The sequence below is a fragment of the Sphingopyxis sp. GW821-FHT12F08 genome (genome assembly GCF_058806755.1).
Map to the genome: position 1 here is coordinate 628,169 of NZ_JBXAQA010000001.1, position 25,606 is coordinate 653,774.

Below are 25,606 nucleotides of genomic sequence, written 5' to 3' on the forward strand. Positions count from 1 at the left end.
CCATGGCCGACTTCACCGACAGCCTGACCGACAAGCATATCGCCTTCATCGCGAAGCAGCCGATCTTCTTCACCGCGACCGCCGCGGACGAAGGCCGGATCAACCTGTCGCCCAAGGGCTATGCCGACACCTTCCGCGTGCTGTCGGACCGCCAGGTCGCCTATCTCGACTTCGGCGGCTCGGGGAACGAGACGCACGCGCATCTCGCCGCCGACGGCCGGATCACGATCATGTTCTGCGCCTTCGACCGCACTGCGCTGATCCTGCGCATCTACGGGCGCGGGCGCGCGGTGCTGCCGCAGGATGCCGAGTGGGGCGCGGTCGCGGCGCCTTTCACCCTGCTCCCCGGCACGCGCCAGATCTTCGTGATCGACGTCGAGAGCGTCCAGACGAGCTGCGGCTGGGGGGTGCCGATGATGGAGCTCAGCCACGAGCGCGACACGCTGCAGAAATATCACCGCCAGGCCGATCCCGTGCTGTGGGTCGAGAAGTTCAAGGAACGCACCAAGAGCATCGACGGCCTGCCGACACGCCCCACCGACCGCTTCATTACGGGGTGAACGCCTTTTCTCCGTCACTCCGGGCTTGACCCGGGGTCCGCCTTACCTTGAAGAATAGGCGGACCCCGGATCAAGTCCGGGGTGACGAGGTTGGCGCGAGACTTGGTGCAACCCAACCTCTCCCCCGTTCGTCCTGAGCTTGTCGAAGGACCGTTTTTTCTTTGAAAGTAGAAAGGACAGTGCTTCGACAAGGCTCTCCCGAGCGCCTGCAAGGCAGTCGAGGGGCTCAGCACCAACGGCAAAAAGGGCAGTTCAAGACTCTCCCATGATCAAGGTCGCCAGCTACAATATGCGCAAGGGCATCGGGCTCGACCGCCGCCGCGACCCCGGGCGGGTGCTGTCGGTGCTGACCGAACTCGACGCCGATATCGTCGCCCTGCAGGAGGCCGATCGCCGCTTCGGCACGCGCGCGAGCGCGATCCCGCCGCATATGTTCGACGAGCATAGCGACTATGTCCCCGTCACCCTCGACAGCCGCCCGCACAGCATCGGCTGGCACGGCAATGCGCTGCTGGTCAGGAAGGGCGCCGAGATCGAGGAAAGCCACGCGCTGCACCTGCCGACGCTCGAGCCGCGCGGCGCCGTCGCGGCGACGATCCGCATCGGCGACACGCGGCTGCGCGTCGTGGGCATGCATCTCGACATCTCGGGCCTCCGCCGCCGCCAGCAGGCGCGCGCGATCCTGAACCATGTCGCCGCGGGCGAGGATCTGCCGACGATCCTGATGGGCGACTGCAACGAATGGCGCAACCAAGGCGGCTGCCTCCACGATTTCGGCGAGCGCCACCGCCTCGTCGACACCGGCCACAGCTTCCACAGCCGCCGCCCGGTCGCAAAGCTCGACCGCATCTTCGCCTCGCCCGACCTCAAGGCGGTTGACGCCGGGGTGCACCGCAGCGCGCTCGCTGCAAGGGCGTCGGACCATCTGCCGATCTGGGCAAGGTTCGAGCGGGCGGAGTGGCCTTAAGCCCCTCCCCTTCAGGGGAGGGGTTGGGGTGGGGGCCTGCGAGATAGCGCGAGGCCGCTGGCCCCCACCCGCTGCGACTAACGAACAAGTTCGTAAGTCTCGCTGCCCTCCCCTGGAGGGGAGGGTGGACGATAGCCTGCCCAAAAAACAGGCACCGCCCTGCCTCACCTGCCCATTAGACTGACTCAATCGGTCGTAAGGGCACCCCAATTCGTCACAAAATGTTAACTTATCGCGGCCCTGCGCAATCTGGCACGGCTGTTGCACTGCAGCATCTGCCAATAAGCAAAAGGGGGCGTCATGAAGCTGATCCTGGCTATCATCAAACCGTTCAAGCTCGACGAGGTGCGCGAAGCACTCACCGGGCTTGGTATCGCCGGAATGACCGTAACCGAAGTCAAGGGCTTCGGCCGGCAAAAGGGCCAAACCGAAATCTACCGCGGCGCGGAATATGCCACCAACATGGTGCCGAAGGTGAAGATCGAGCTCGTCTGCGACGACGCGCTGGCACCGCGGGTCGTCGAAACGCTGCAGCAAAGCGCCGGAACCGGGTCGATCGGCGACGGCAAGATTTTCGTGCTCGACGTGGGGCAAGCCGTGCGCATCCGCACCGGCGAGACCGGCGAAGCGGCGCTGTAATGATAAAGGGGGAAGCAATGAATTTCGCAAACAAGATGGCGGCTTCCGCCGGGGCCGCGGGCCTCGCGCTGTTCGCCGCGCTGCCCGTCTGGGCGCAGGAAGCGGCGACGGCGGTAGCCGCACCGGCCGCGCCTGCTGCCGAAGCTGCGGCTCCCGCCGCTTTCGTGCCGACGGCCGAGATGGTCAACAAGGGCGACGTGGCATGGATGCTCGTCGCCTCGGCTTTGGTTCTGATGATGTCGGTGCCCGCACTGGCGCTCTTCTACGGTGGCCTCGTCCGCGCCAAGAATATGCTCTCGGTGCTGATGCAGGTGCTGACCATCGTCTGCGTCGCGGCACTCGTCTGGTTCAGCTGGGGCTATTCGCTGGCCTTCACCTCGACCAACAGCATCGCCCCGCTCTATATCGGCGGGCTCGACAAGGCGTTCCTCGCGGGCGTCGACGTCAACACCTTCGCCGCGACCTTCTCGAACGGCGTCTATCTGCCCGAATATGTCTTCGTGATCTTCCAGATGACCTTCGCCTGCATCACGCCGGCGCTGATCGTCGGGGCGTTCGCGGAGCGCGTGAAGTTCACGCCGCTCATCATCTTCACGGTGCTGTGGCTGACCTTCGCCTATTTCCCGATCGCACATATGGTCTGGTACTGGGCCGGCCCGGACTTCCTCCACGCTGCGCCGACCGACTATGGCCTGCTGTGGGGCTGGGGTGCGCTCGACTTTGCCGGCGGCACCGTCGTCCATATCAACGCGGGTATCGCCGGTCTGGTCGGCTGCCTCGTGATCGGCCCGCGCCTCGGCTATAATACGGAACCGATGCCCCCGCACAATCTGGTCATGACGATGATCGGCGCCTCCCTGCTGTGGATCGGCTGGTTCGGCTTCAACGCCGGCTCGGGTCTCGAAGCCAATGCCTTCGGCGCGCTCGCCTTCATCAACACGCTGGTCGCCACGGCGGCGGCGGGTGCGACCTGGGCGATCATCGAGCAGATCGTGCACAAGAAACCGTCGCTCTTGGGCGCTGTTTCCGGCGTCGTCGCCGGCCTGGTCGCGATCACCCCGGCGGCGGGCTTCGCCCATCCCGGCACCGCGATCCTCCTCGGCGCCGTCGCCTCGCTGGGCTGCTTCTTCTTCGTCACCACGGTGAAGAAGAAGCTCAAATATGACGACTCGCTCGACGTGTTCGGCATCCACGCCATCGGCGGCATCATCGGCGCGATCGGCACCGGCTTCGTCGCCAACCCGGCTTGGGGCGGCCAGGGCTGGATCGATTACACCGCGCCCGTCGCCAAGGCCGGCGAGTTCGACCTGACCGGCCAGGTGATGACGCAGATCTGGGCCGTCGGCACGACCATCGTGTGGACCGGCGTGGTCAGCGCGGTGCTGTTCCTCGCGCTCAAATACACGATCGGCCTGCGCCCGTCGAAGGACGTCGAGCAGGAAGGGCTCGACCTCGCCGAGCACGGGGAGCGCGCCTACAATATGTAACGAGACTGGACACCCGCCGCCGCTCTCTCCTCTCCAAACAGGCGGCGGGGTCCAAACCAGGTTCCTCCTGCGAACCACTTTGGCCGGGATGCGAAAGCTCCCGGCCAATTTTTTATGTGGCCGCGATGCAACAGCGCGCCGACATTTTGTTACGCGCGATTCGGACCCCATTGCGAATTTGTGACAACAGGCGCACTCCCTCCTCGCCGCGACGGGGCAACATAGCCCCGCGTACCTTGTGAGGAGAAATAACATGCATGCTCGCACGATGCTGCTGGCCGGGCTTTCGACGCTCGCGCTGGCCACTATTGGCACGCCCGCCTTTGCGCAGGACGCCGCCGCCGAGGAGGATGACGGCAACATCATCATCGTCACCGCGACAAAGCGCGACGCCAATCTTCAGGACATCCCCTTCTCGATCAACGCCCAGACCGCCGAGGATATCCAGAAATCGGGCGCGGTGACGCTCGAGGATCTCTCGCGCAACGTCGCGGGCCTGTCGGTGCAGAACCTCGGGCCCGGGCAGAGCCAGGTCTCGGTGCGCGGCGTCTCCGCGGGCCAGGTCGTGCGCGACCAGCCCGGCGTCAAGGAACAGGTCGGCGTCTATCTCGACGAAAGCGTGATCTCGCTCTCGCTCTTCACCCCCGATATCGATCTCTACGACCTCAACCGCGTCGAAACGCTGCGCGGCCCGCAGGGCACGCTCTTCGGCTCGGGCTCGGTCGGCGGCACGATCCGCTACATCACCAACCAGCCCAAGCTCGGAGTGACCGAAGGCAGCGTCGAGGCGAATCTCAACCTCGTCGACGGCGACGACATCGGCGGCCACCTCAAGGGCGCGATCAACCTGCCGCTCGGCGACAAGGCCGCGGTACGCGCGGTCGGCTATTACACGCGCTACGGCGGCTTCATCAACGCGGTCGGCCCGGCGGGCGGCGACGACGTCAACAGCGGCGAACGCTATGGCGGGCGCATCGCGGTGACCTTCGAACCCGTCGACGACGTCACCATCACCCCGCGCGTCGTCTATCAGAAGGTGACCGCCGACGGCTTCAACCGCCAGGACATCTACAATCTCTACGGCAACCGCTTCACCACGACGCGGCCGCAAGTGATCTATGACGAGCGCGAGCAATATCTGCTGCTGCGCGAAGGCTTCGAGGACGAGACGCTGATCGCCGACCTGGTGATGAACGCCAAGCTCGACGGTGTGTCGGTGACTTCGGTGACCAGCTATACCAACCGCGACATCCTCGTCAGCCGCGACGCGAGCGCGCTCACCGGCTCGGTGTCGGTCGACCTCGGCTATCCGGCCGCCGGCGTGCTGCTGCCGTCGAACCTCGTCGACACCACCGACCTCAAGACCTTCACGCAGGAAATCCGCCTCGCGTCGGATTATGACAGCGCGTTCCAGTGGGTGTTCGGCGGCTTCTATTCGAGCACCGACCGCTTCTATCGCCAGCGCCTGCCCACCCCGGGCTATGACGCCTTCACCGATGCGACGCTGGGCGCGGGCACCGCGGCGGCGACCGCCAACGGCTTCCCCGCCAATTCGCCGTACAACGCCGACCTGCCCTATAATATCAAGCAGCTCGCGATCTTCGGCGAAGGCACTTATTCGATCACCGACGCCTTCGACGTCACCGTGGGCGGCCGCTATTACGACTTCGTCGAGACGCGGCGCTTCGTCACCGGCGGGCTGTTCTCGAACCTCGACAACCGCCGCGACAAGACGCGCTCGAACGGCATCAGCCCGCGCGTGCTGCTGAGTTACGATATCACCGAGGATGTCAGCATCAATGCGCAGGCATCGAAGGGCTTCCGCCTCGGCGGGGTCAATGATCCGCTCAACCTGCCGCTCTGCACCCCCGCCGACGCGGCGCTGTTCGGCGGCTTCCAGGACTATGACGACGAGACTTTGTGGAACTATGAGGTCGGGGTGAAATCGCAGGGCCGCGGCTTCACCTTCAACGCCGCGGGTTTCTACAACGACATCCGCAACCTGCAGGTGACGCTCGACGCGGGCAGCTGTTCGTCGCGCATCGTCTTCAACGTCGACAAGGCGCATTCGATGGGCGTCGAGTTCGAGCTCGGGCTGTCGCCCGTCGACGGGCTCGACCTCAACCTGTCGGGCAGCCTGATCGAGGCCGAGTTCGACACCACCCTGCCCGGCGTGCTCGCCACCGCAACGGGGATTCGCGAGGGCAACCGCCTGCCCTCGGTGCCGAAATTCCAGCTCTCGGCCTCGGGCAGCTATGAATTCCCGGTCTCGGACTCGGCGTCGGCCTATCTCGCCGCCTCGTTCCAGCATGTCGGCACGCGCTATACCCAGCCGGCGGATCAGGAAAACAACCCGCGCACCTTCGTCCACGGCCTGCCCTTCGGCGGCGCCCCGGCGAATGCGGCGACGACGGTCGACCTCCAGCTGCCCGAATATCAGCTGGTCAACCTCAGCGCCGGGGTCGACTTCGACAGCGGGCTGTCGCTGAGCGTCTATGTCAACAATCTGCTCGACGAAAATGCCCTGCTCTCGTTCGACCGCGAGCGCGGCGGGCGCGCGCGCCTCGGCTATACCGTCGGCCAGCCGCGCACCTTCGGCATCACCGCGCGGCAGAGCTTCTAGGGGAGGAAGGAGGCGGGTTTCCGGAGCCGGAAATCCGCCTTCGCCGCTGCCCGGAAAATAGGCAGTGCTGATGCAAATTTAGGCCTTCCCATCATGACATTAATATGGCATTCAGCCATCAAGAGTTTCAGGAGGGGAGAGCCTGAAAGGCTGGGCCGGGACGCAAGTCCCGGCCCTCTTTTTTTGTGCGCAGCATGGAGGCGCACAAAAACCCCTTCAATTTTCCGCGGTTTTGCGCCGATATTGCAGCGTTGCAAAGGTGCGCCAGCTGCCGTCGGCCTGCAGCACCGAATCGCTGACCGACAGCATCTCGCCGTCGCCGAGCCGATAGGTCGAGCGGCCGATCTCGACATCGGCGCTGCCCCAATGCGTCCACCATGTTGTGCCCTCGACGCCGCCCGCGACGGGGCGTTTGCGGCCATAGCTGTCGGCCCATGTGCCGGTGAGCCGGCCCTTCGCATCGAAGCCGTAGCTCGCCTCGGCCGAATAGGTCACCGGTGGCTCGCCGGCGATCGTCAGCCGATAGGCGAGCGTCGCCCCGCCGCCCTCGCCGGGGACGATGTCGAGCGTCGCGGTCGCGGGCCTGCCGAACGCCTGACCCTCGCCGATCCAGCGGCCATGCCACGCGGCGAGCGACGGCGCATCGGTGACGGCGGTGGCAGCCGGCGTGGCGGGGGCGACCAGCGCGGCCGCCACCCACCAGAGCGGCGTCATGCCGCCATCTCGGACTGCGAGAACATGAAGGCGTTGCCGTCGGGGTCGTAGAAGGTGAGCAGCTTCACCAGCCCCGGGATATGCCGGATGTCGCCGTCCTGCCGCACCCCCTCGGCGTCGAGGTGCGCCTTGGCCGCTTCGATGTCCTCGACCTCGAACACATTGGTCGCGCCGCCGCCCTGCGTCACGCTCTCGACCTGGCTGAGCCCGATATGCACCCCCGCCATCGGGGTCCGGAGCTCGCACCAGCCGAGCTCGTCGGCGCGGTAGAGCAATTCGCACAGCATCACCCGCTCGTACCAGGCGATCGACGCGGTCATGTCCTTGACCCCCATCGAACAGGTGAGCTCGGATCCGATCTTCAACGCCATGGCTTTCGCTCCCTCTTCCGGCCCGCGAACGAGGGTCCGTTCGCCTTTGCCGTTGCATCGATAGTCCGGTTTGTATAGTTACTGGCAAATGCCGTCAAGCGCCCCCGATCCGCTGCTCGCGCAGCTGACCAGCCACCGCTGGCTCGTGCCGTTGCTCGCCGACCTCGCGGCGCATAAGGGTGCCCGCTTCGTCGAGCTGGTGAACCGGTTGCAGCTGTCCCGCGACAGCCTGGCGCGCACGCTCGACGCGGCGACGACGCTCGGCTGGGTGCGGCGCAACCCCGGCCACGGCCACCCGCTGCGCCCCGAATATATCCTCACCGAAAGCGGCCACGCCGCCGCGCTGCGCGCCGCGACGATCGCCGAGGCGCAAGCGGCGATCGGCCTGCCGCCCGGCGGCGCGACGCGCTGGGGGCTGCCGCTGGTTGCCGGGATCGGCGCGGGGCACGACCGTTTCAACGCGCTGTCCCGGCTGCTGGCGCCCGCCACGCCGCGCGCGCTGTCGTCGGGGCTGGCGGCGCTCGGGAAGCATGGGCTGGTGCGGCGCGAGGTGATCGACACAAGGCCGCCGAGCAGCCTGTATGGGCTGACGGGGCCCGGGCGGGTACTGGCGGAGGCTTGCGCTTCTTAAAGCCCCTCCCCTTCAGGGGAGGGGTTGGGGGTGGGGGCTCGCGGCGTAGCGTAAGGCTTCTGGCCCCCACCCGCTACGACTAGGCAGCAAGCTGCCAAGTCTCGCTGCCCTCCCCTCAAAGGGAGGGCGAATTATTAAAGCGCCGCCTTCACGAAATCCGCCGCCCGCTCGCCGATCATGATGCTCGGCGCGTTGGTGTTGCCCGACACGAGCCGCGGCATGATGCTCGCATCGGCGACCCACAGCCCGTCGACACCCTTCGCCTTCAGCGCCGGGTCGACCACCGCCGCATCGTCGCTGCCCATCCGGCATGTGCCCACCGGGTGATAGACGGTGTCGGCGCGCGACCGGATCAGCGCGTCGAGCGCCGCATCGTCTTCGAGGTTCACCGGATGCCGGTCGACCCCGGCATAGTCGCTGAGCGGCGGCGCGGCGGCGATGCGGTGCATCATCCGCACGCCGGCGCGGAGCGTCGCCATGTCGCGCGCATCAGTCAGGAAGCCCGGGTCGATCGCGGGCGCCGCGGCGGCATCCGAAGACGCCAGCCGCACCGTCCCGCGGCTCTCGGGGCGCAGCACGCAGGCGTGGCACGAAAAGCCATGCCCCTTCACCTTGGTCCGCCCATGATCCTCGAGCATCGCGGGCACGAAATGATATTGGATGTCGGGCGCGGGCAGGTCGGGGTGCGATTTCCAGAACCCCCCCGCCTCGGCGAAGCAGGTCGTCATGATCCCGGTCCGTTTGGTGCGATGCTCGAAGATCGCCTTCACCATCCGCCAGGTCCCGCCGAGGCTGTCGCCGAAGGGATCGGTCGAGCGCGTCTCCCAGCTCGACACATAGTCGATATGATCCTGCAGGTCGGCACCCACCGCGGCGCGGTCGGCAACCACCGAAATGCCATGTTCGGCGAGATGCGCGCCCGGCCCGATCCCCGACAGCATCAGGATCTGCGGCGACCCGAACGCCCCCGCCGACAGTATCACCCCGCCGCGTGCACGCAGCGTCTCGCGCTTCGACCCGCGGCGGATCACCACCCCGGTCGCGCGCCCGTCCTCGACCAGGATCTTCTCGACCAGCGCCTTCGTCCGGACGGTGAAATTGGCGTGCGCACGCAAAGGCTCGACATAGGCGCGCGCCGCCGACCAGCGCTCGCCCGCCTTCTGCGTCACCTGATAGAAGCCGAAACCTTCCTGGTTCGCGCCGTTGAAGTCGGCGGTGCGCGGCAGTTGCAGCGCCGCCGCGCTCTCGACGAAGCGCCGGCTCGTCACATTGGGCCAGCGCTGGTCCATGACGTTGAGCGGCCCGTCACTGCCGTGAAAATAGTCGCCGCCGCGCTCGTTACCCTCGCTGCGCTTGAAATAGGGCAGCACGTCGGCATAGCTCCAGCCCGTCGCGCCGAGCGCCTCCCACTGGTCGTAATCGAAGGCATGGCCGCGAATATAGACCATCGCGTTGATCGCGCTCGACCCGCCGAGCCCGCGCCCGCGCGGCTGGTAACCGATCCGCCCGTTCAGCCCCTTTTGCGGCAGCGTGTCATATTGATAATTCGACGCCTTGGGGATGAAGGGCATGAAGCCCGGGGTCTTGACGCGGACGATATCGTTGGTCCCGCCCGCCTCGACCAGGCACACCGTGCGCCGGCCGTCCTCGGCGAGCCGCCCCGCCGCCGCGCTCCCTGCGCTGCCGCCGCCGATGACGATGATGTCGAACTGATCCCCAGGACTCATGCGCGCCGCTCCCCTCGCCACCCGACCGGTGGTCATATGGGTGCTTACATGAATGTCATTAGGGAGCGAAGCAAGGCGGAAAGCGGATTCGCGCAGAGGCGCAGAGAGCGCAGAGCAGGAAGGGGTTCACGCGGAGGCGCGGAGGCGCGGAGAGATATAAAAAACCGTTCGCCCTGAGCTTGTCGAAGGGCTGTTCTTTCTGAAACCTCACAAGAGAAGAACGGTGCTTCGACAAGCTCAGCACGAACGGAGTGGGATATCTCTCCGCGTCTCCGCGCGAACAAAAATCTCTGCGCTCTCTGCGTCTCTGCGCGAATCTCATCCCAGCGCTCCGGATTACTCCGCCGGTTCCTCGACGGGCCGCCCCGCCGCCCAGCGTTGCTTGATCGTCGCGCTCGTCGCGCGGCTGCCGTCGTGGCTCCAGCCGGGCTCGCGCCAGATATAGGACAGCTTGTGCCGCCACGGCGCGTGCCAGACGTCCTTGGCGATACCGACCCATTCGTGCACCGCGGCCCACAAGATGTTGAAGCTGCCGAGCTGCTTGACGATGCCGTAGCGCACCGGCTCATCGTCGCGCTCGGGGACGAAGCTGCCGAACATCTTGTCCCAGATGATGAACACGCCGGCATAATTGGCGTCGAGATAGCGCGGGTTGACGCCGTGATGGACGCGGTGGTGCGACGGCGTGTTCATCACCGCCTCGAACCAGCGCGGCAGCCGCCTGATCGCCTCGGTATGGATCCAGAACTGATAGATCAGGTTCAGCCCCGCGCAGAAGAAGACCATCGCCGGCGGAAAGCCGATCAGGAAGAGCGGCAGGCGGAAGATAAAGCCAAGGCTGAAAAAGCCCGTCCAGGTCTGCCGCAGCGCGGTCGAGAGATTATAATGCTGCGAGCTGTGGTGGATGACATGGCTCGCCCAGAACCAGCGCACGCGGTGCGCGCTCCTGTGGAAGGCATAATAAGCGAGATCGTCGAGGAAGAAGCAGAGGATCCACGCCCACCACCAGGTCGTAAAATCGATCCCGATGTCGAACAGGCGGTATTGATACACCCACACCGACATGCCGACCACCGCGGCGCCGACGAGCGCGCCCGCGACCTGGCTCACCGTGCCGAGCATCAGCGAGGTCAAGGTATCGCGCGCCTCGAAGCGGCTCTTGTCGGCGCGCAGAGAGAAGATCATCTCGGCGATCAGCAGCAGGATGAAGGCCGGGACCGCATAGACGACCGGATCGGGGAGCTTATCCACCCGGAATCTCCCGCATCCGCGCCGCCCAAACCCCGGCCTCCTTGCCGAGCTGCAGCGTCACCGCACCGAAAGTTCGCTCGTGCGGGGTCAGCGTCAGGAAATCCTTGTCGAGCCGCGCCATCATCTGGTGGTCGACGGGCCGCGCCGCGAAATGATTGCCATGCGCGCGCACCAGCATCATCCGCCCCTCGGCGTTGCGGACGATCGCCGCGAAGCCCGCGCGGTCGCGCGCGACGTCGGTGCCGCGGAACCCCGCCTCGGCCTCTTCGGCGAGACGGATCGCATGGGCGGCATCCGCGATCCGCGGATCGGCGCCGAGTCCCAATTTTCCGACCAGCCAGGCGACGAACAACACCGCGGCCAGCGACGCGCCGAGCTGGATCAAATCGGCTACCGTCATCTTTCCCCCGCAAGCGCGTCCATCATCGGCCGCAATCCGGTCAGGTCATAGCCCGCCTTCGCCGCCGCATCGACCAGCACCTCGACATCGTCGCCCGCGCGGGCGCGCGCCAGCGCCCACAAATGCGTCGAACGCGTGCCCGACCGGCAGTAAGCGAGCACCGGGCCGGTCGCGCCCGACAGCACCGCGTCGAGCGCGTCGAGCTGCGGATGGCTGAAGCCGGCATGCCCCACCGGGATCGCGGCATAGGCCAGCCCCTCGGCCGCGGCGGCATGGGCGATTTCGTCGCCCTGCGGCGCCGACGGTTCCTCGCCGTCGGGGCGGTTGTTGACCACCATCGCAAAGCCCGCGGCCTTCGCCTCGGCGATATCCTCGATGCTGATTTGCGGGGCGACGCTATAGTCGGCGGACAGGGTTCGAAAATCGCTCATGCCGCCGATCTACTCCTGCCGCGCGCGTGCTGACAAGCGCGAAGCTGCGTCGCCGCTTTCCTTGCGCCGCGCTTCGCCTATGACGACCCGATGGACGATCATTTCAAATGGGCCTTTGGGTATTGCGCGGCGCGCGGATACGCCACGCCCGTCGGCGCCACCCTTGTCGCCGGCCTGTGGTTCGAGCCCGGCAAGCCCGATCAGGCCGGGCGCCTGATCCTTGCGGACGCGTCGCGCAAAACCGTCGCCGCGGCCTTCGCCGCGGTCTCGGCGCCCGCCATCTATATCGATTGCGCCGCCCCGCGCGCGGCGATTCTTCTGCTCGTTCCGCCGCACTGGCAGCTGCGCGACCCGATGTGGCTGATGGCGAGCGGCACCGACATGCCGGCGGCGCGGCCCACGCCGGGGTTCGCGATCGAGGTCGATGAAAGCGACGGCCGGGTCGAGGCGGTGGCGCGGGACGCCGACGGGGCGCTCGCCGCGCGCGGCGTTATCGGCATCCACGGGGGCCGTGCCGTCTACGACCAGATCGTGACCGAAGCGCAGTTCGGCCGCCGCGGGCTGGGCTCGGCGATCATGGCCGAACTCGGCCACCGCGCGTCGCGCCGCGGGGTCACCGAATCGCTGCTGGTCGCGACCGCCGACGGCAAGGCGCTCTATGAACGGCTCGGCTGGACGCTGCGCAGCGATATCGTCTCGGTCATCTCGCCGCCCGGACACAACCGCTCCTAGACCAAAACGCGAGAGCCCCGGGGGTGCAATCGGCACACCCGGGGCTCCGCAGTCGCGGGACGCCCTTGCGCGGCGCCCCATATCCTTCTCCCCGAACCCCTCGCCCGGGAAGGCGGATCTGGTTCAAGCCGCCACCGGTGCCGCACCGGGGTCGGCGGGCTTCGTAGCCGCCGCGCGATCCCCGGCGACGACCTCGGCGAAACGCTCGGCATATCGGGGATGCTCGGTCCCCATTATCTTGTCCCACCAGGTGAAATAGAGGCCGTAGTTGGTGTTGAAGCCGCCGCTGTGGTGCAGGTCGTGGTGCGTCGTGGTGTTGATCCAGCGCGTCCACGGCGTCGACAGCCACCAGCGCGGATGGAGCTCGAACCCCGCATGCCCCATCGCGTTGCGCAAGATCTGGAACAGGATCCACGTCAGCATCACCCAGGCGGGGGTCGCCACGAAGAAGAGCCAGATCGGCACGAAGGCGATCATCACGAACGCCTCGGGAATCGCGAAGCTGTACGCCGCCCAGGGGGTCGGGGTGATCGAGCGGTGATGCGCGCGGTGGAAGGTCCTGAACAGCTTCGGGTGATGCATCGCGCGGTGCACCCAATAGAAGTACGCGTCATGCGCGACGACGAGCGCCGCGAGCAGCGCGAGGTCGCCCGCCCAGCCATAACTGCCCTCGAAACGGTGCAGCACCCCGGCATCGACGCCCCAGATGATGAAGGCCGAGACGAAGGTATAGACGCCGACGGTCTGCACCGACTGCAGGACCTCGCGCCGCCGGTCGGCCGTCGTCGCCTCGCGCGACTGGATCTTGCGGGTCCGGAGCGCCGTGCGCCGCAGCGCCCACACGACCAGCGTCACCAGCGCCGCGGCGACGAAGTAACGCCCGAAATCGAAAGCGAAGACCGCAGGGCCCTTGTGGATCAGGTTGGCGAGGGGAGGAAAGGCGTCGAGCATCGGGGCGTCCTGCTTCTGTCGGATGCCCGCGCTTCAGCACGCCGCCGCCGCGGCCGCTCCCCGCAGTCCAAATATGGCTAGCCGATTCCGGAATCGGCGAGCCGGCCCTCCAGCGCCCGGACGCGATATTCGCTGGGCGTCATCCCCTCGGCCTCGCGGAAGGCGCGGTTGAACGGCCCCAGCGACCCGAAGCCCGCGTCGAGCGCGATCGTCAGGATCGGCACCTCGCGCTGCGCGGCATCGGCGAGCGCCGCGCGCACTTCGTCGAGGCGGAAGCCGTTCAGGAAGGCGGTGAAGTTGCGAAACCCCATCTCGCCGTTGATCGCGCGCCGCACGCGATATTCGGGCTCGCCGAGCCGTGCTGCGAGCATCGCGATCGAAAAGCCCTCGGCACGATAGGCGCGCTCCTCGGCCATCATCGTCCTCAGCCGCCAGGCGAGCGGCGACGGCTCGGCGGGCGGCCGCGACCGTTCGGGCGGCGCCGCCACGTCGGGCGCAGCGAACAGCTCGGCGGCGCGAAAGCGGTAGAGGGTGATCGACACCACGAAGGTCGCGGCGAAGATCGCGGCGAGCGTCACGGCGCGCCAGACCTCGTGCCCGCCCTGCCGGTTGTGGAACATCTCGACGAAGGTCACGAGCAGGATGAAGCCGCCGATCGCGCAGATCAGCGCGAGGCGAAAGCCGCGCCGCGCCTCGACCAGGTCGGTGGTCCGCCCGCGCCACGCGATCCACATGCCCGCCAGCGCGAAGCCGAACATGCCGATCCGCACGACCGCCCATATCTCCCAGCTGTACCGCCCCGTCGCCGCGATCAGCGCGGCCTGCGCGAGCGGCAGCGCCGCAAAGGCGAGCACCGGGCACCAGCTGCGCCAGCCGATCCGCGCGCGGTCGTCGAACCACAGGCGCGCGAACAGCCAGAACAGCGCCGGCACCATCACCGACAGCATGTCGAAGATAATATAGGGATATTGGCCCGTGCCGTGCGGCTTGAACAATCCCGACAGGAGATAGGCGATGATCGTAGCGTTCATCGCGATCGCGACGCGCGCCGCCGCGACCGCGCGATGGTCGCGCCACAGCAGGACGATCCACAGCAGGAACAGCGCGATGCTGCCGCCGCGAATCATCGCATCTATCAAGTCGAGCATCGCCATCGCCGCCTGCTAACGCAGGAGTCAGCGCGCCGCCAGCTGTCGCACCCGCCGGTCGTCGAGCTCTGCCAGCGCATCGACCCGCACCGCCTCGCGGCATTCGCGCGCGGCCCGCCGCCCGCCGACACTCAGATGCTCGACATCGTTGCGGCAAAAAGCCGCGACCGCGCGGTCGATCCGCCGCTGCGCCGCCTCGATCCCGCGCGGGGTCGTGAGGTCGATACCGGTCAGATCGATGCGCAGCGTCGCGGCGGGTTCGGTGGCGAGCGCGGCGGGGGACAGCGCCGTGGCCGCGACGAACAGGCAGGTGAGGATCGCATAGTTCATGGGCTTTGCTCCTTCGATCACCGGCGCGGTGGAGGGGAGAGCGCCGATGGCCGGTAGATGCCAAAGCCCGCGCCGCGGGTCGCGGCGGGTTTGGAAATCGGCTAGCCCGTTTCGAAATCAGCGGGCGCGGGTGCCGGTCATCGGCTAGCGGAGGCGGCGAGGTTCGTACTTTTTTGTCTCACGCAAAGGCGCGAAGGCGGAAAGAAAAGGAAAAAAGGACTCACACAAAGACACAAAGAGGACAGTCTACGCTGCTGCCCGACGCGCAAGAACCCGCGCGAAGCACTGTGGTCGCCTGCGGCGACAAGATGCCGCTCACAGGGCAGCGCGTCCTCTTTGTGTGAGATTTTTCTTCTTCGCGCCTTTGCGCCTTTGCGTGAGATTATTTTTCCAAGAGCCCACCCAGCAGCCAACGCCTACCCGTCCGGATATTGATCGATGCAGCTCTGCATCTCGGCCCACAGCCCGCCCGCCGCGCCGAGCTCGACCACGCCCACCTCCTTGCCGAGCACCTTGGCGCGCAATTCCTTGCCCGCCTTCAGCTTGGGCCAGACCCAGTTTTGCAGATGGCCGATGCGATAGGCGGTCTCGCCTTCCTCGGTCGCGCCATAGACGATGCGCGCCGCGATCCTGCCGTCGACGAACAGCGCGGTGCCCGGATAATTGGCGTAGGTGACACCTGGCGCATAGGCATAGACGGGAATACCGTCCGCGCCCTCGGCGGATTCGTCCTCGACCGCGCCCTTGTCGTGCTTCGCGACCGCCGCGTCGATATCTTCGTCGGGAAAGGCGGGCAGCCTGGGTCCGGTCAGCCACACCGCGCCGTCCTCGAAATTGTTGAAGCCGAGCCTCAGCTCGAGGTCCTTGCCCAGCATCTTCACCGCGGTACAGTTGTTGCCGCGCGACTGAAAGGTCCAGCCGTCGCCGAAGCTCAGGTCCTTTTCGGGCGGCGGCGGCGGTTCCTTGCCCTGCCGCCGCAGCGCCGCGTCGCCCTCGAATTGCGCGGCGTCGGCGGTGGCGAGGAAATCGGCCATCGCGCGATAGGCGGTGGCGTTTGCATATTTGAGCGCGTCGCACGCGTCGAGCCGCTTCAAGAGATGTTCGGCGCGGGCGTCGCCCGCGGCGGGCAGCGCGACCACCGCCTCGCCCTCCTCTTCATGGACGCGGCCGAACACCGCCTTGCCCGCGGCCTCGTCGGCGCCCTCGACATCGTTGCCGAGGCTGAACCAGGTCAGCGCCATCGCGCCACGCGCGCGGCTCTTCTCGGCATCGCCCTCCTCGAGCACGCCCATCAGGCTGTTGAGCACGCCGCAGCGCATCGCCGCCTCCTGCGTGAGCGGCGGCTCCTGCGCGGCGGCGGGGAGGACGAACAACAAGGCGGGGATCAGCGGCAGGGCATAGCGCGGCATGGCAGGCTCCGAAGGCCGCGACCCATGGCGGCGTGATGCGCGGAGAGCGGGGCGCTGTCAATCGGGCGGCTGGTCGGGTGGAGAGGGCGGGTTCGAATATTTCACGCAAAGGCGCAAAGGCGCGAAGAAGAAAATCTCACACAAAGACACAAAGAGGGGGGCGGACGCCGCTAGCCGAAGCTGCAGGATCCGCGCGAAGCGCCTTTTATGAGGTCGCCCGCGGCGACAAGAGGCCGCTCGCAGGGCAGCGCGCCCTCTTTGTGTCTTTATGTGAGCCCCCCTTTTTCTCTCTTCTTCGCGCCTTTGCGCCTTTGCGTGAGATAATTTCTAAAACTCCCGGATCACCGCCAGAAACGCATCGCCCCACGCCTCGAGCTTCTTCGCGCCGACCCCGGGGATCGTCCCCATCGCGTGCAGGCTGTCGGGCTTGTCGGCCGCCATCGCGCGCAGCACCGCGTCGTGGAACACCACGTAAGGCGGCACCCCCGCCTCGGCCGCGAGTTCGCGCCGCGTCGCGCGCAGCGCCTCGAACAGCGGATCGCCGACGGGGTTCGGGGCCGCACCCGTGCCGCCGCCGCGCTCGCGGCGTGTTCGCCGCGCGGGCGGTTCGGCGATCGTCACCGGCACCTGGCCCTTCATCATCGCGCGCGCGGCGGGGCCGAACATCAGCCCGCCATGCTCGGTGGTCTCGAGCGCCTCGCGCGCGACGAGCGTGCGCACCAGCGGCTTGATCAGCCGCGCCTCGTCGCCGCCGACGATGCCGAAGACCGACAATTTGTCGTGGCCGCGGCTTTCGATGCGCGCGTCGCTGCGCCCGGTCAGCACCGCCTCGACATGCCCCGCTCCGAAGCTCTGCCCGGTGCGATAGACCGCCGAGAGCAGCTTCTGCGCCAGTATCGTCGCGTCGATCCGCGCCGGGGGCTCGAGGCAATTGTCGCAATTGCCGCAGCTCGCCGGCGGGGTCTCGCCGAAATGGCGGAGCAGCAGCGCGCGGCGGCACTCGCTCGTCTCGACCAGCGCCGCCATCGCGTTCAATCGCACGCGTTCGCCCGCGACGCGCGCCTCGGGCAATTCGCCGAGCCGCATCCGCGCGCGCGCAAAATCCTCGGCGCCCCACAGCATCAGCGTCTCGGCGGGGTCGCCGTCGCGCCCGCCGCGGCCGGTTTCCTGATAATAGGCCTCAATCGATTTGGGCAGGCCCGCGTGCGCGACGAAGCGCACGTCGGGCTTGTCGATCCCCATGCCGAAGGCGACCGTCGCGGTGACGATGCCGTCCTCCGACGCGACGAAGTCGTGCTGCACCCGCGCGCGCCGTTCGGGTTCGAGCCCGGCGTGATAGGCGGCGACGCTGCGCCCCGTCGCGGCGGCGAGCTTCTCGGCCATCCGCTCGGTGCCGTCGCGCGTCGGGCAATAGACGATGCCGGGGCCCGGATTGGCGGCGATGAAGTCGGCGAGCTGCTTCGCGGCGCCGATGCGCGGGCGGATCGCATAACGGATGTTCGGCCGGTCGAAGCCCGCGAGGATCAAACCGTCCGCGGGAATGCCGAGTTGGACGAGGATGTCCTCGCGCGTGTGCTTGTCGGCCGTTGCCGTCAGCGCGAGCCGCGGCACGTCGGGATAGGCGTCGAGCAAGGGGCGGAGCAGGCGGTAATCGGGGCGGAAATCATGCCCCCATTCGGATACGCAATGCGCCTCGTCGATCGCGAACAAGGCGGGCGCGCGCGCTTCCATCAGCGACCGGAAACCGTCGCCCGTCGCGCGCTCGGGCGCGATATAGAGCAGGTCGAGCTGCCCGTCGCGATAGGCCTGCCGCGTATCGGCGAAATCGGCATCGACGCTGGTCAGCGACGCCGCGCGGATCCCCGCCGCGCGCGCGCCGCGCAGCTGGTCGTGCATCAGCGCGATCAGCGGCGACACGACGACGACGCAGCCGTCCAAGGCGACCGCGGGCAGCTGATAGGTCAAGGACTTGCCCGCGCCCGTGGGCATCACCGCGAGCGTGCGCTGCCCCGCCATCACGCGGTCGACGACATCGCCCTGCCGCCCGCGAAAATGGTCGAAGCCGAAGGTCGATTTAAGGAGCGGGAGCAGTGCGTCGGCGGACATGAGGGCGGCGATAGGGCGGATGGGGCACCAAACTCAAGCCCTACCCTTCAGGGGAGAGCAGCGAGACTTGGAAACTTGTTTCCTAGTCGCAGCGGGTGGGGGCCAGCGGCCTAGCGCTACCCGACACGCCCCACCCCAACCCCTCCCCTGAAGGGGAAGGGCTTTCAAACCAGCGTCAGCATCGCCCTTTCCGCCATCCGCGCCGCGGTCTCGCGCTCGGCCATCACCACATGGTCCGCCCCGCGCCGCACCAGGTCGGCGACCTCTTCGTCCGAATGCGCGCGCGCGACGATCACCAGCTTCGGGTTGATCGCGCGCGCCTTGCGCACCACCGCGCCCGCCTCGACCCCCTCGGGGATCGCGATCAGCAATGTCGAGGCCTCCTCGATCCCCGCCTGCCGCAAGATGCTGTCCTTGGTCGCGTCGCCGACGATCACCGTCGCCCCCGCGTCCCGTGCCGCCGCGGCCATGTCCTTCTGGTCCTCGATCACCGTCAGCCCCTCGCCGCGCCCGCAGATCAGCGAGCCGATATGGCTGCCCACGCGGCCGTAACCGATCAGCACCACCCCGGCGTTGCACGGCGGCGGGGCGTCGGCGGTCACCGCCTCGGGCTCGCCGGCATCGTCGGCGCGGATGCGCTTGACCATCAGCGTGAAGAAGATCGGGTTGACCAGGATCGACAGCAAGGCGCCGGCGAGGATCAGGTCGCGCCCGGTTTCGGGCAGCACCTCGAGCCCGACGCCCAGCCCCGCGAGGATGAAGGAGAATTCGCCGATCTGCGCCAGGCTGACCGACACGGTCAGCGCGGTCTGGTTGGGATGGCCGAAGGCGCGGACGAGCGCATAGGCGGCGAGCGACTTGCCGAAAACGATGATCGCGACCGTCGCGAGCACCGGTCCCGGCTGCTCGATCAGCACCCTGGGGTCGAAGAGCATGCCGACCGACACGAAGAAGAGCACCGCAAAGGCGTCGCGCAGCGGCAGCGTCTCCTCGGCGGCGCGGCGGCTGAGCTGCGTCTCGCCGAGGATCATGCCCGCGAAGAAGGCGCCCAAGGCAAAGCTGACATCGAAGACCACCGCCGCGCCGAAGGCGACCCCGAGCGCGATCGCCAGCACCGCGAGACGGAAGAGCTCGCGCGAGCCCGAATGCGCGACCCAGTGGAGCACCCACGGCAAGACGCGCCGCGCAATGAGGAACATGAAGGCGCCGAAACCGACGAGCTTGACCAGCACGATCGCCGCCGACTGGAGCAGGCCTGCGCCCGCGCGCCCCAAGCCGCCCACTTCGTCGCCGCGGTCGCCGAACATCGCGGGCAACAGCACCAGCGCGAGCACCATCACCAGATCCTCGACGATCAGCCAGCCGACCGCGATGCGTCCCTTTTCGGTCTCGACCATGTCGCGCGCCTGGAGCGCGCGCAGCAGCACGACGGTCGAGGCGACCGACAGCGCGAGCCCGAACACCGCGCTCCCCTCGATCGACCAGCCGAGCCACAGCCCGAGCGCCATGCCGAGCGCGGTCGCCACCGCGATCTGCAGCACTGCGCCGGGCACCGCGATCTTGCGCACCGAGAGCAGGTCCTTGAACGAGAAATGCAGCCCGACCCCGAACATCAGCAGGATCACGCCGATCTCGGCGAGCTGCATCGCGAGTCCGGTGTCGGCGACGAAGCCGGGGGTGAAGGGACCAACCATGATCCCCGCGAGCAGATAGCCCGCGATCGGTGAAATCCGCAGCCGGTGCGCAAGCGCGCCCATCAGGAAGGCGACCCCCAGGCCGGCGACGACCGTGCCGATAAGGGTCGTGTCGTGTGGCATGGCGCGAGCGTAAGGGGCGGCGGTGCGGGGGGTCAAGGCAGCGGCCCAAAAAGATCCTCCCCATCGCGCAGCGTTGGGGAGGGGGAGTGCCGCCGCAGGCGGTGGTGGAGCGCGCGTTATACCCCTCCGTCAGCGCTTCGCGCTGCCACCTCCCCATGGCTCCGCCAAGGGGAGGATCTTGAGGAGCGGCCACGAAAGGAGGGGCCTTGCCGGTCAACTCCGCGTGATCGACGCCCCGCCGTCGAGCAGCGACGCCGTGCCGGTGACGAAGCTCGCATCGTCCGAGGCAAGGTAGAGCACCGATTTGGCGATTTCGGCCGGCTGCGCGACGCGTTTCAGCGCGTGCAGGTTCGTCACGAAATCCTTCTTGTCGGCGCTGTCGTTGACGTCGTGATACATGTCGGTTTCGACCGCGCCGGGCAACACCGCGTTGACGCGCACCGCCTGCGGCCCGAACTCGGCGGCGAGCGCCTGCGTCAGCCCGATCAGCCCCGACTTGCTCGCCGAATAGGCCGCGCTGCCCGGAAAGGCGAAGCTGTATCCGACGAAGGTCGAGGTGAAGATCACCGAGCCGCCGCCATGCTTCACCATCTCGGCGATCTGGTGCTTGGCGCCGAGGAACGACGCGGTCAGGTTCACCTGCAGCGCGTCGTTGAAGCCCGCTTCGCTGACCTCGGTGCTTGGCCCGGCCTCGCCGAACACCCCAGCATTGTTGAACGCGACATCGAGGCGGCCGAAATTCTCCACCGCCGCAGCGACGAGCGCTTCGTGATAGGCTTCGCTGCGCACGTCGCCCGCCACCGCGACGGCCTGCCCGCCCGCGGCGACGATTTCGGCGACGAGGCTGTCAAGTTCGGCCTGGCGGCGCGCGCCGACGACGACGCGGGCGCCCTCGGCGGCAAAGAGTTTCGCGGTTTCGCGGCCGATGCCGGCGCTGGCGCCGGTGACGATCGCAACCTTGTTCAGCAAACGGTCCATGATCTTTCTCCTGTTCGGCGGCGGGCCCGATGCCCGTGGTCGATGACGAGAAGATGGACTTGGTGTCGCGTTCGGAATAGACAGCAATTCCTGACTCTATAATTCGGAATTACCGAACGATGGTCCGCATCGAGGGCATCGCCGCATTCGTCGCCACGGTCGAGCATGGCTCGATCAGCGGCGCCGCGCGCCAGCTCCGCCTCTCGAAATCGGTGGTGAGCGAACGCCTCGCCGAACTCGAACGCTCGCTCGGCAGCGCGCTGCTCCACCGCACAACGCGGCGGCTGAGCCTGACCGAAGACGGCAGCGCCTTCCTGCCGCGCGCGCAGCGCATCGTCCGCGACGTTGCCGAGGCGGCCGCCGACATCGCCGAGCGCCGCGGCACGCTCGCAGGGCCGCTGCGCATCGCGGCGCCGGTGACCTTCGGCCATATGCACCTCGGCCCCGCGCTCTATCCCTTTCTGAAGGCCCATCCCGAGCTGCAGCTGACGCTCGACCTCGACGACCGCCGCATCGACGTCGCGTCGAGCGGGCACGATGCGATCATCCGCCAGGGGGTGATCGACGACAGTCGCCTGATCGTGTGGAAACTCGCGAAGAGCCGCCGCATCCTCGTCGCCTCGGCAGCCTATCTTGCAGAACATGGCACGCCGCAAAGCCTCGACGATCTGCGCGGCCATCGCGGCATCTTCTACACCAACCGCGGCGCCGCCGACTGGCATTTCCGCACCACCGACGACCGCCCGGTCGCGATCCAGGCTCGCCAAGCGCTCGGGGTCAACAATGGCGACATGATCCGCGATGCGGTCGCCGCGGGGCTCGGCATCGCGCTGCTCCCCGCCTTCATCGCCGGCCCCGCGATCAAGGCCGGGCAGCTCGTCGCCATCGCGCTCGATCTCGCCCCCGACGACGAGTGGCTCTACATGGCGCATGCACAGGGGCGCGAGCCCTCGGCGAAGCTGCGCGCTCTGCGCGACCACCTCAGGGAAGCGTTTGGCGACCCGCCCACTTGGGAAGTCGCTTAGGCCACCGCCACCGCAGCCCCGCCCGCGACATCGCGCCCCGGACGCCCGATCAGGAAGCCCTGCGCCTCGTCGCAGCCTTCGCGGCGCAGCACGTCGAGCTGCTCGGCGGTCTCGATCCCCTCGGCCAGGATCGGGATCGACAGGCTCTTGCCGAGCGCCAGCACCGCGCGCAGGATCGCGGTCGACTGGATATTGCCTTCCAGCTCGGCGGCGAAGAAGCGGTCGAGCTTGATCTTGTCGAAGGGAAAGGCGCGCAGCGTCTCGAGCGACGAATAGCCGGTGCCGAAATCGTCGAGCGCCACCCCGACCCCCAGCGCCTTGATCTGGCGCAGCACGTGCAGCGCGCGCTCGCGGTCTGCGATGATCGCGGTCTCGGTCAGCTCGATCTCCAGCCGCCGCGGCGGTAGCCCGGTGTCGAGCAATATCTGGTGGAACAATCGCGGCAGGTCGGCGTGCGCCAGCTGCAGCGGCGAGACATTGACCGCGACCTTCGTCCCGTGCGCCCAGCCCGCGGCATCGGCGCAGGCGCGGCGCAGCACCCATTCGCCGAGCGTCAGGATGAAACCGTTCGCTTCGGCGATCGGGATGAAGACCGTCGGCGCGATCGGCCCGCGCTGCGGGTGCGTCCAGCGCAGCAGCGCCTCATAACCGGTGACCGCGCCCGTCGTGACCAGGGTCTGGACCTGGTAATGGACGTCGAGCTCGCCGCGGTCGATCGCGCGGCGCAGGTCCGCGGCAAGTTCGCGCTGGTCGCGGATCGCCTCGTCGAGCGCCGAATCATAATGGAGCGGCACCGGCGCCGAATCGGCCTTGGCGCGGTACATCGCGAGGTCGGCGTTGTTCGCCAGCGCGTCGGCATGGCCCGCGTCGTCGGGGAAGACCGCGATGCCGATGCTCGCGCCCAGCCGCGCCTCGAAATCCTCGAACGCCAGCGGCGCGCGCAGCTCGGCATCGAGCCTTGCCGCGAAGGCGGCGATCTGCGCGCGGTCGGTGAAACGCATCAGCGCAACGAACTCGTCGCCGCCCAGCCGTGCGACGAACTCGTCCTGCCCCATCGCGCCGCGCAGCCGCTGCGCGATGCGCACCAGCACCGCGTCGCCCGCCTTGTGGCCATGGACGTCGTTTACTTCCTTGAAGCGGTCGAGGTCGATCGCGCACAGCCCGACACGCTCGCCGGTCTTGCGCGCGATCTCGATCTGGCGCACCAGCTCCTCGCGGAACGCGACGCGATTAGGCAGCCCGGTCAAGCTGTCGTTCATCGCCATGCGCGTCATTTCGCGCAGCGCATCGGAGCGCGTCTGGCGGTCGAGCTTCGCCGCAAACACCCCCGCGGCGATCACGATCCCGCCGACCAGCACGGTGGCGAGCGCCAGCGCGTTGAACTCCGCCGGGCGCAGCGGCGTGTCGTCGAGCGCCATCGGGGTGATGTGCATCGCGGTCATCGCGAGGAAATGGAGCAAAGCGATCGCCGCGACGATCAGCGCGGTCGCGACCGGCACGCGGTGGCGCACCGCGCGGCGCGTGCGCAGCATCGCGACCGCCGCCGCCGCCAGGCCGACCGCGCTCAGGATCGCCGCGGCGACATAATTCAGGTCCCACCGGACGATGCCGTCGACGCGGTACGCGGTCATGCCGGTGAAATGCATCGCGGCGATCGCGCCGCCGAACAAAGCGCCGCCGAGCCAGCCCCACAGGTCGTGCCGCCCCCAGGCGGCGACCGCGAAACCGACAAAACAGCCGAGCATCGCGACCATCAGCGACGCGATCGTCAGCACGGGGTCGAGCGTCACCGGCGCCTTCGCCTCGAAGGCGAGCATCGCGACGAAATGCGTGCACCAGATGGTCGCGCTCGCGGCGACCGAGATCAGGAAAGCCCAGGCGAACCCCTGCCCGCGCGCGGCCCCGCGCGCGCGTTCGAACATCTGGACGATCGCAAAGGCCCCGATGCCGCAGATCGCGACGGCGAGCGCGACGAGCCACGGATCGTGCTCGACCGCGATGCACATGGCAAGCCTGATCAAAATCCCCACCCTTCGACGCAGCAGCCCCGCCGAAAGTGGTCCGGGCCGGTGCAGAAATGGGCATAATTGCTTACAAATTTGTAAATTTGGTTGACGGTGGAAGGCGGGGCGGCGCGCCCTCAGCTTCCGGCCGTCGCATCGTCCACTCCAGCCGCCGCATCGGCGCCGAAAAGCCAGCGTCCGAGCAGCCATCCGGCGAGCGCGCCCGCGAGCTGCGCCGTCACGAACGCCGGGACATCAACCGGCGCGATGCCGGCAAAACTATCGGAAAGGCTGCGCGCGACGGTAATCGCGGGGTTCGCGAAGCTGGTCGACGAGGTGAACCAATAGGCGGCCGTTATATAGAGCGCGACGGCGGGTGCGATCCACTCGGGCCGGTGCCGCACCGTCCCGGCAATCGTCAGGATCAGCCCGAAGGTCGCGACGAATTCGCCCGCCCATTGTCCTGATCCGGAGCGACCATGCTGCGAAAATTGCACGATCGGCAGGTCGAACATCAAATGGGCCGACCATACGCCCATTATGCCGCCGATGAGCTGGGCCGCGGTAAAAAGCAGGGCGATGCGCGGCGCGAGCATATGGTCGAGCGCCATCGCCAGCGTTACGGCGGGATTGAAATGCGCCCCCGAAACGGGTCCGAGCATCACGATCAGCACGAACAATATCGCCCCGGTCGCGAGCGCATTGGCGAGCAAGGCGAGCGCCACATTCCCACCCGACAAGGCCTCGGCCATGATCCCCGACCCGACCACGGTCGCAAACAGGAAGAAGCTGCCGATCGCCTCGGCGGCGAGCGCGCGTCTCATGCTGCGCCCTCCATCCGTCCGATCCGCCCCAGCGCCTCGCGCGCCTCGTTCCGCCCCATCGTGTCGAGCGGCAGTGCGAGCATCGCGCGGACGCGAATACCCAGCAGCCGCCACGTCTCGGCAAAAGCGGCGTCCTCGGCCGCTTCGCCTCCCGTAACATCGGCGGGATCGGCCAGCCCCCAATGCGCGCGCACCGGCGCGCCGATGAACAAGGGGCAGGCCTCGCCTGCGGCATTGCCGCACACGGTGATCGCGATGTCGATGCGCGGCGCACCCTGCGCAGCGAATTCGTCCCAGCTCTTTGACCGAAAGGCCGCCGTGTCGAAGCCCTCGGCCGCCAGCAAGCGCAACGCGGCGGGATGCGGCGCGCCTTTCGGCTGGCTGCCCGCGCTATAGGCGCGAAGTCGCCCTTCGCCGAGCCGCCCGATCAGCGCCTCGCCCAGGATGCTCCGCGCCGAATTGCCGGTGCACAGCACCAACAC

The 25,606-nt window shown here is 67.7% G+C and carries 24 protein-coding genes; 8 read left to right on the plus strand and 16 right to left on the minus strand.

Going from position 1 to position 25,606, the window contains the following annotated elements; all coding sequences use genetic code 11:
- Positions 1-2: 2 nt before the first annotated feature.
- The 5 genes from AC1RNQ_RS03065 (at position 3) to AC1RNQ_RS03085 (ending at position 6,276) form a co-directional block, all read left to right on the plus strand.
- The gene (locus AC1RNQ_RS03065; protein ID WP_493168817.1) at positions 3-560 is read left to right on the plus strand and encodes a pyridoxamine 5'-phosphate oxidase family protein; all 558 of its coding nucleotides are present in this window, start codon (positions 3-5) and stop codon (positions 558-560) included.
- 265 nt (positions 561-825) lie between these two features.
- Complete coding sequence (locus AC1RNQ_RS03070) at positions 826-1,527, plus strand: endonuclease/exonuclease/phosphatase family protein (protein WP_493168818.1); 702 nt, start codon at positions 826-828, stop codon at positions 1,525-1,527.
- A 300-nt stretch (positions 1,528-1,827) separates the two neighbouring features.
- A complete protein-coding gene (locus AC1RNQ_RS03075; protein WP_003043080.1) occupies positions 1,828-2,166 on the plus strand; it encodes a P-II family nitrogen regulator in 339 nt (112 codons plus the stop codon).
- Positions 2,167-2,183: 17 nt separating this feature from the next.
- Complete coding sequence (locus AC1RNQ_RS03080; RefSeq protein WP_493168820.1) at positions 2,184-3,653, plus strand: ammonium transporter; 1,470 nt, start codon at positions 2,184-2,186, stop codon at positions 3,651-3,653.
- A 253-nt stretch (positions 3,654-3,906) separates the two neighbouring features.
- Entirely contained in the window at positions 3,907-6,276 is a 2,370-nt protein-coding gene (locus AC1RNQ_RS03085) for a TonB-dependent receptor (protein ID WP_493168821.1), read from the plus strand.
- 216 nt (positions 6,277-6,492) lie between these two features.
- Here AC1RNQ_RS03085 and AC1RNQ_RS03090 read toward each other — a convergent pair whose 3' ends face one another.
- Together AC1RNQ_RS03090 and AC1RNQ_RS03095 are read right to left on the minus strand one after the other, a co-directional pair.
- Complete coding sequence (locus AC1RNQ_RS03090; protein WP_493168823.1) at positions 6,493-6,990, minus strand: hypothetical protein; 498 nt, start codon at positions 6,988-6,990, stop codon at positions 6,493-6,495.
- The gene (locus AC1RNQ_RS03095; protein WP_493168825.1) at positions 6,987-7,361 is read right to left on the minus strand and encodes a VOC family protein; all 375 of its coding nucleotides are present in this window, start codon (positions 7,359-7,361) and stop codon (positions 6,987-6,989) included. Before AC1RNQ_RS03095 ends, AC1RNQ_RS03090 begins: the two co-directional genes overlap by 4 nt.
- 88 nt (positions 7,362-7,449) lie before the next feature.
- On the opposite strand from AC1RNQ_RS03095, the gene AC1RNQ_RS03100 reads away from it, so the two are divergent.
- Positions 7,450-7,992, plus strand: a complete 543-nt coding sequence (locus AC1RNQ_RS03100) for a winged helix-turn-helix transcriptional regulator (protein WP_493168827.1) — start codon at positions 7,450-7,452, stop codon at positions 7,990-7,992.
- Between the two features lie 134 nt (positions 7,993-8,126).
- Here AC1RNQ_RS03100 and AC1RNQ_RS03105 read toward each other — a convergent pair whose 3' ends face one another.
- The 4 genes from AC1RNQ_RS03105 to AC1RNQ_RS03120 all read right to left on the minus strand — a co-directional run bounded on the left by AC1RNQ_RS03105 (position 8,127) and on the right by AC1RNQ_RS03120 (position 11,801).
- A complete protein-coding gene (locus AC1RNQ_RS03105; RefSeq protein WP_493168829.1) occupies positions 8,127-9,719 on the minus strand; it encodes a GMC family oxidoreductase in 1,593 nt (530 codons plus the stop codon).
- 336 nt (positions 9,720-10,055) lie between these two features.
- Positions 10,056-10,970: a sterol desaturase family protein gene (locus AC1RNQ_RS03110; RefSeq protein ID WP_493168830.1), complete on the minus strand. Its 915-nt coding sequence runs from the start codon at positions 10,968-10,970 to the stop codon at positions 10,056-10,058.
- A complete protein-coding gene (locus AC1RNQ_RS03115) occupies positions 10,963-11,370 on the minus strand; it encodes a hypothetical protein (RefSeq protein WP_493168832.1) in 408 nt (135 codons plus the stop codon). The genes AC1RNQ_RS03110 and AC1RNQ_RS03115 overlap by 8 nt, the downstream gene beginning before the upstream one ends.
- Positions 11,367-11,801 carry a protein tyrosine phosphatase family protein gene (locus AC1RNQ_RS03120; RefSeq protein WP_493168833.1) on the minus strand — a complete coding sequence of 145 codons (435 nt, stop codon included), beginning with the start codon at positions 11,799-11,801 and terminating at the stop codon, positions 11,367-11,369. The genes AC1RNQ_RS03115 and AC1RNQ_RS03120 overlap by 4 nt, the downstream gene beginning before the upstream one ends.
- 90 nt (positions 11,802-11,891) lie before the next feature.
- On the opposite strand from AC1RNQ_RS03120, the gene AC1RNQ_RS03125 reads away from it, so the two are divergent.
- Positions 11,892-12,533: a GNAT family N-acetyltransferase gene (locus tag AC1RNQ_RS03125; protein ID WP_493168834.1), complete on the plus strand. Its 642-nt coding sequence runs from the start codon at positions 11,892-11,894 to the stop codon at positions 12,531-12,533.
- A 123-nt stretch (positions 12,534-12,656) separates the two neighbouring features.
- Here AC1RNQ_RS03125 and AC1RNQ_RS03130 read toward each other — a convergent pair whose 3' ends face one another.
- From AC1RNQ_RS03130 to AC1RNQ_RS03160, 7 genes are all read right to left on the minus strand, one after another.
- Positions 12,657-13,484, minus strand: a complete 828-nt coding sequence (locus AC1RNQ_RS03130; protein WP_493168836.1) for a sterol desaturase family protein — start codon at positions 13,482-13,484, stop codon at positions 12,657-12,659.
- 77 nt (positions 13,485-13,561) lie between these two features.
- Positions 13,562-14,632 (minus strand): AraC family transcriptional regulator, encoded by a 1,071-nt coding sequence (locus AC1RNQ_RS03135; protein WP_493168837.1) that lies wholly within the window; start codon positions 14,630-14,632, stop codon positions 13,562-13,564.
- Between the two features lie 27 nt (positions 14,633-14,659).
- Positions 14,660-14,962: a UrcA family protein gene (locus AC1RNQ_RS03140; RefSeq protein WP_493168838.1), complete on the minus strand. Its 303-nt coding sequence runs from the start codon at positions 14,960-14,962 to the stop codon at positions 14,660-14,662.
- Between the two features lie 416 nt (positions 14,963-15,378).
- Entirely contained in the window at positions 15,379-16,371 is a 993-nt protein-coding gene (locus AC1RNQ_RS03145) for a hypothetical protein (protein ID WP_493168840.1), read from the minus strand.
- Between the two features lie 327 nt (positions 16,372-16,698).
- Entirely contained in the window at positions 16,699-18,477 is a 1,779-nt protein-coding gene (gene recQ / locus AC1RNQ_RS03150) for a DNA helicase RecQ (RefSeq protein ID WP_493168842.1), read from the minus strand.
- Positions 18,478-18,641: 164 nt separating this feature from the next.
- Complete coding sequence (locus AC1RNQ_RS03155; protein ID WP_493168844.1) at positions 18,642-20,294, minus strand: cation:proton antiporter domain-containing protein; 1,653 nt, start codon at positions 20,292-20,294, stop codon at positions 18,642-18,644.
- 213 nt (positions 20,295-20,507) lie between these two features.
- Complete coding sequence (locus AC1RNQ_RS03160; RefSeq protein ID WP_493168846.1) at positions 20,508-21,272, minus strand: SDR family oxidoreductase; 765 nt, start codon at positions 21,270-21,272, stop codon at positions 20,508-20,510.
- Between the two features lie 119 nt (positions 21,273-21,391).
- Here AC1RNQ_RS03160 and AC1RNQ_RS03165 point away from each other — a divergent pair, with 119 nt between their 5' ends.
- Positions 21,392-22,297 carry a LysR family transcriptional regulator gene (locus tag AC1RNQ_RS03165; protein WP_493168848.1) on the plus strand — a complete coding sequence of 302 codons (906 nt, stop codon included), beginning with the start codon at positions 21,392-21,394 and terminating at the stop codon, positions 22,295-22,297.
- On the opposite strand, the gene AC1RNQ_RS03170 is transcribed toward AC1RNQ_RS03165, so the two are convergent.
- The 3 genes from AC1RNQ_RS03170 to AC1RNQ_RS03180 form a co-directional block, all read right to left on the minus strand.
- The gene (locus AC1RNQ_RS03170; RefSeq protein ID WP_493168850.1) at positions 22,294-24,318 is read right to left on the minus strand and encodes a putative bifunctional diguanylate cyclase/phosphodiesterase; all 2,025 of its coding nucleotides are present in this window, start codon (positions 24,316-24,318) and stop codon (positions 22,294-22,296) included. The two genes, AC1RNQ_RS03165 and AC1RNQ_RS03170, sit on opposite strands and share 4 nt — an antisense overlap.
- 119 nt (positions 24,319-24,437) lie before the next feature.
- The gene (locus tag AC1RNQ_RS03175) at positions 24,438-25,124 is read right to left on the minus strand and encodes an aquaporin (RefSeq protein WP_493168854.1); all 687 of its coding nucleotides are present in this window, start codon (positions 25,122-25,124) and stop codon (positions 24,438-24,440) included.
- A complete protein-coding gene (locus AC1RNQ_RS03180; RefSeq protein WP_493168857.1) occupies positions 25,121-25,606 on the minus strand; it encodes an arsenate reductase ArsC in 486 nt (161 codons plus the stop codon). The genes AC1RNQ_RS03175 and AC1RNQ_RS03180 overlap by 4 nt, the downstream gene beginning before the upstream one ends.

Excerpts from the sequence above, each read along its gene's own strand:
- AC1RNQ_RS03065 (WP_493168817.1), top strand. The coding sequence starts at position 3 with ATGGCCGACTTCACCGACAGCCTGACCGACAAGCATATCGCCTTCATC.
- AC1RNQ_RS03070 (WP_493168818.1), top strand. The coding sequence starts at position 826 with ATGATCAAGGTCGCCAGCTACAATATGCGCAAGGGCATCGGGCTCGAC.
- AC1RNQ_RS03075 (WP_003043080.1), top strand. The coding sequence starts at position 1,828 with ATGAAGCTGATCCTGGCTATCATCAAACCGTTCAAGCTCGACGAGGTG.
- AC1RNQ_RS03080 (WP_493168820.1), top strand. The coding sequence starts at position 2,184 with ATGAATTTCGCAAACAAGATGGCGGCTTCCGCCGGGGCCGCGGGCCTC.
- AC1RNQ_RS03085 (WP_493168821.1), top strand. The coding sequence starts at position 3,907 with ATGCATGCTCGCACGATGCTGCTGGCCGGGCTTTCGACGCTCGCGCTG.
- AC1RNQ_RS03090 (WP_493168823.1), bottom strand. The coding sequence starts at position 6,990 with ATGACGCCGCTCTGGTGGGTGGCGGCCGCGCTGGTCGCCCCCGCCACG.
- AC1RNQ_RS03095 (WP_493168825.1), bottom strand. The coding sequence starts at position 7,361 with ATGGCGTTGAAGATCGGATCCGAGCTCACCTGTTCGATGGGGGTCAAG.
- AC1RNQ_RS03100 (WP_493168827.1), top strand. The coding sequence starts at position 7,450 with ATGCCGTCAAGCGCCCCCGATCCGCTGCTCGCGCAGCTGACCAGCCAC.
- AC1RNQ_RS03105 (WP_493168829.1), bottom strand. The coding sequence starts at position 9,719 with ATGAGTCCTGGGGATCAGTTCGACATCATCGTCATCGGCGGCGGCAGC.
- AC1RNQ_RS03115 (WP_493168832.1), bottom strand. The coding sequence starts at position 11,370 with ATGACGGTAGCCGATTTGATCCAGCTCGGCGCGTCGCTGGCCGCGGTG.
- AC1RNQ_RS03120 (WP_493168833.1), bottom strand. The coding sequence starts at position 11,801 with ATGAGCGATTTTCGAACCCTGTCCGCCGACTATAGCGTCGCCCCGCAA.
- AC1RNQ_RS03125 (WP_493168834.1), top strand. The coding sequence starts at position 11,892 with ATGGACGATCATTTCAAATGGGCCTTTGGGTATTGCGCGGCGCGCGGA.
- AC1RNQ_RS03130 (WP_493168836.1), bottom strand. The coding sequence starts at position 13,484 with ATGCTCGACGCCTTTCCTCCCCTCGCCAACCTGATCCACAAGGGCCCT.
- AC1RNQ_RS03135 (WP_493168837.1), bottom strand. The coding sequence starts at position 14,632 with ATGCTCGACTTGATAGATGCGATGATTCGCGGCGGCAGCATCGCGCTG.
- AC1RNQ_RS03140 (WP_493168838.1), bottom strand. The coding sequence starts at position 14,962 with ATGAACTATGCGATCCTCACCTGCCTGTTCGTCGCGGCCACGGCGCTG.
- AC1RNQ_RS03145 (WP_493168840.1), bottom strand. The coding sequence starts at position 16,371 with ATGCCGCGCTATGCCCTGCCGCTGATCCCCGCCTTGTTGTTCGTCCTC.
- recQ (WP_493168842.1), bottom strand. The coding sequence starts at position 18,477 with ATGTCCGCCGACGCACTGCTCCCGCTCCTTAAATCGACCTTCGGCTTC.
- AC1RNQ_RS03155 (WP_493168844.1), bottom strand. The coding sequence starts at position 20,294 with ATGCCACACGACACGACCCTTATCGGCACGGTCGTCGCCGGCCTGGGG.
- AC1RNQ_RS03160 (WP_493168846.1), bottom strand. The coding sequence starts at position 21,272 with ATGGACCGTTTGCTGAACAAGGTTGCGATCGTCACCGGCGCCAGCGCC.
- AC1RNQ_RS03165 (WP_493168848.1), top strand. The coding sequence starts at position 21,392 with ATGGTCCGCATCGAGGGCATCGCCGCATTCGTCGCCACGGTCGAGCAT.
- AC1RNQ_RS03175 (WP_493168854.1), bottom strand. The coding sequence starts at position 25,124 with ATGAGACGCGCGCTCGCCGCCGAGGCGATCGGCAGCTTCTTCCTGTTT.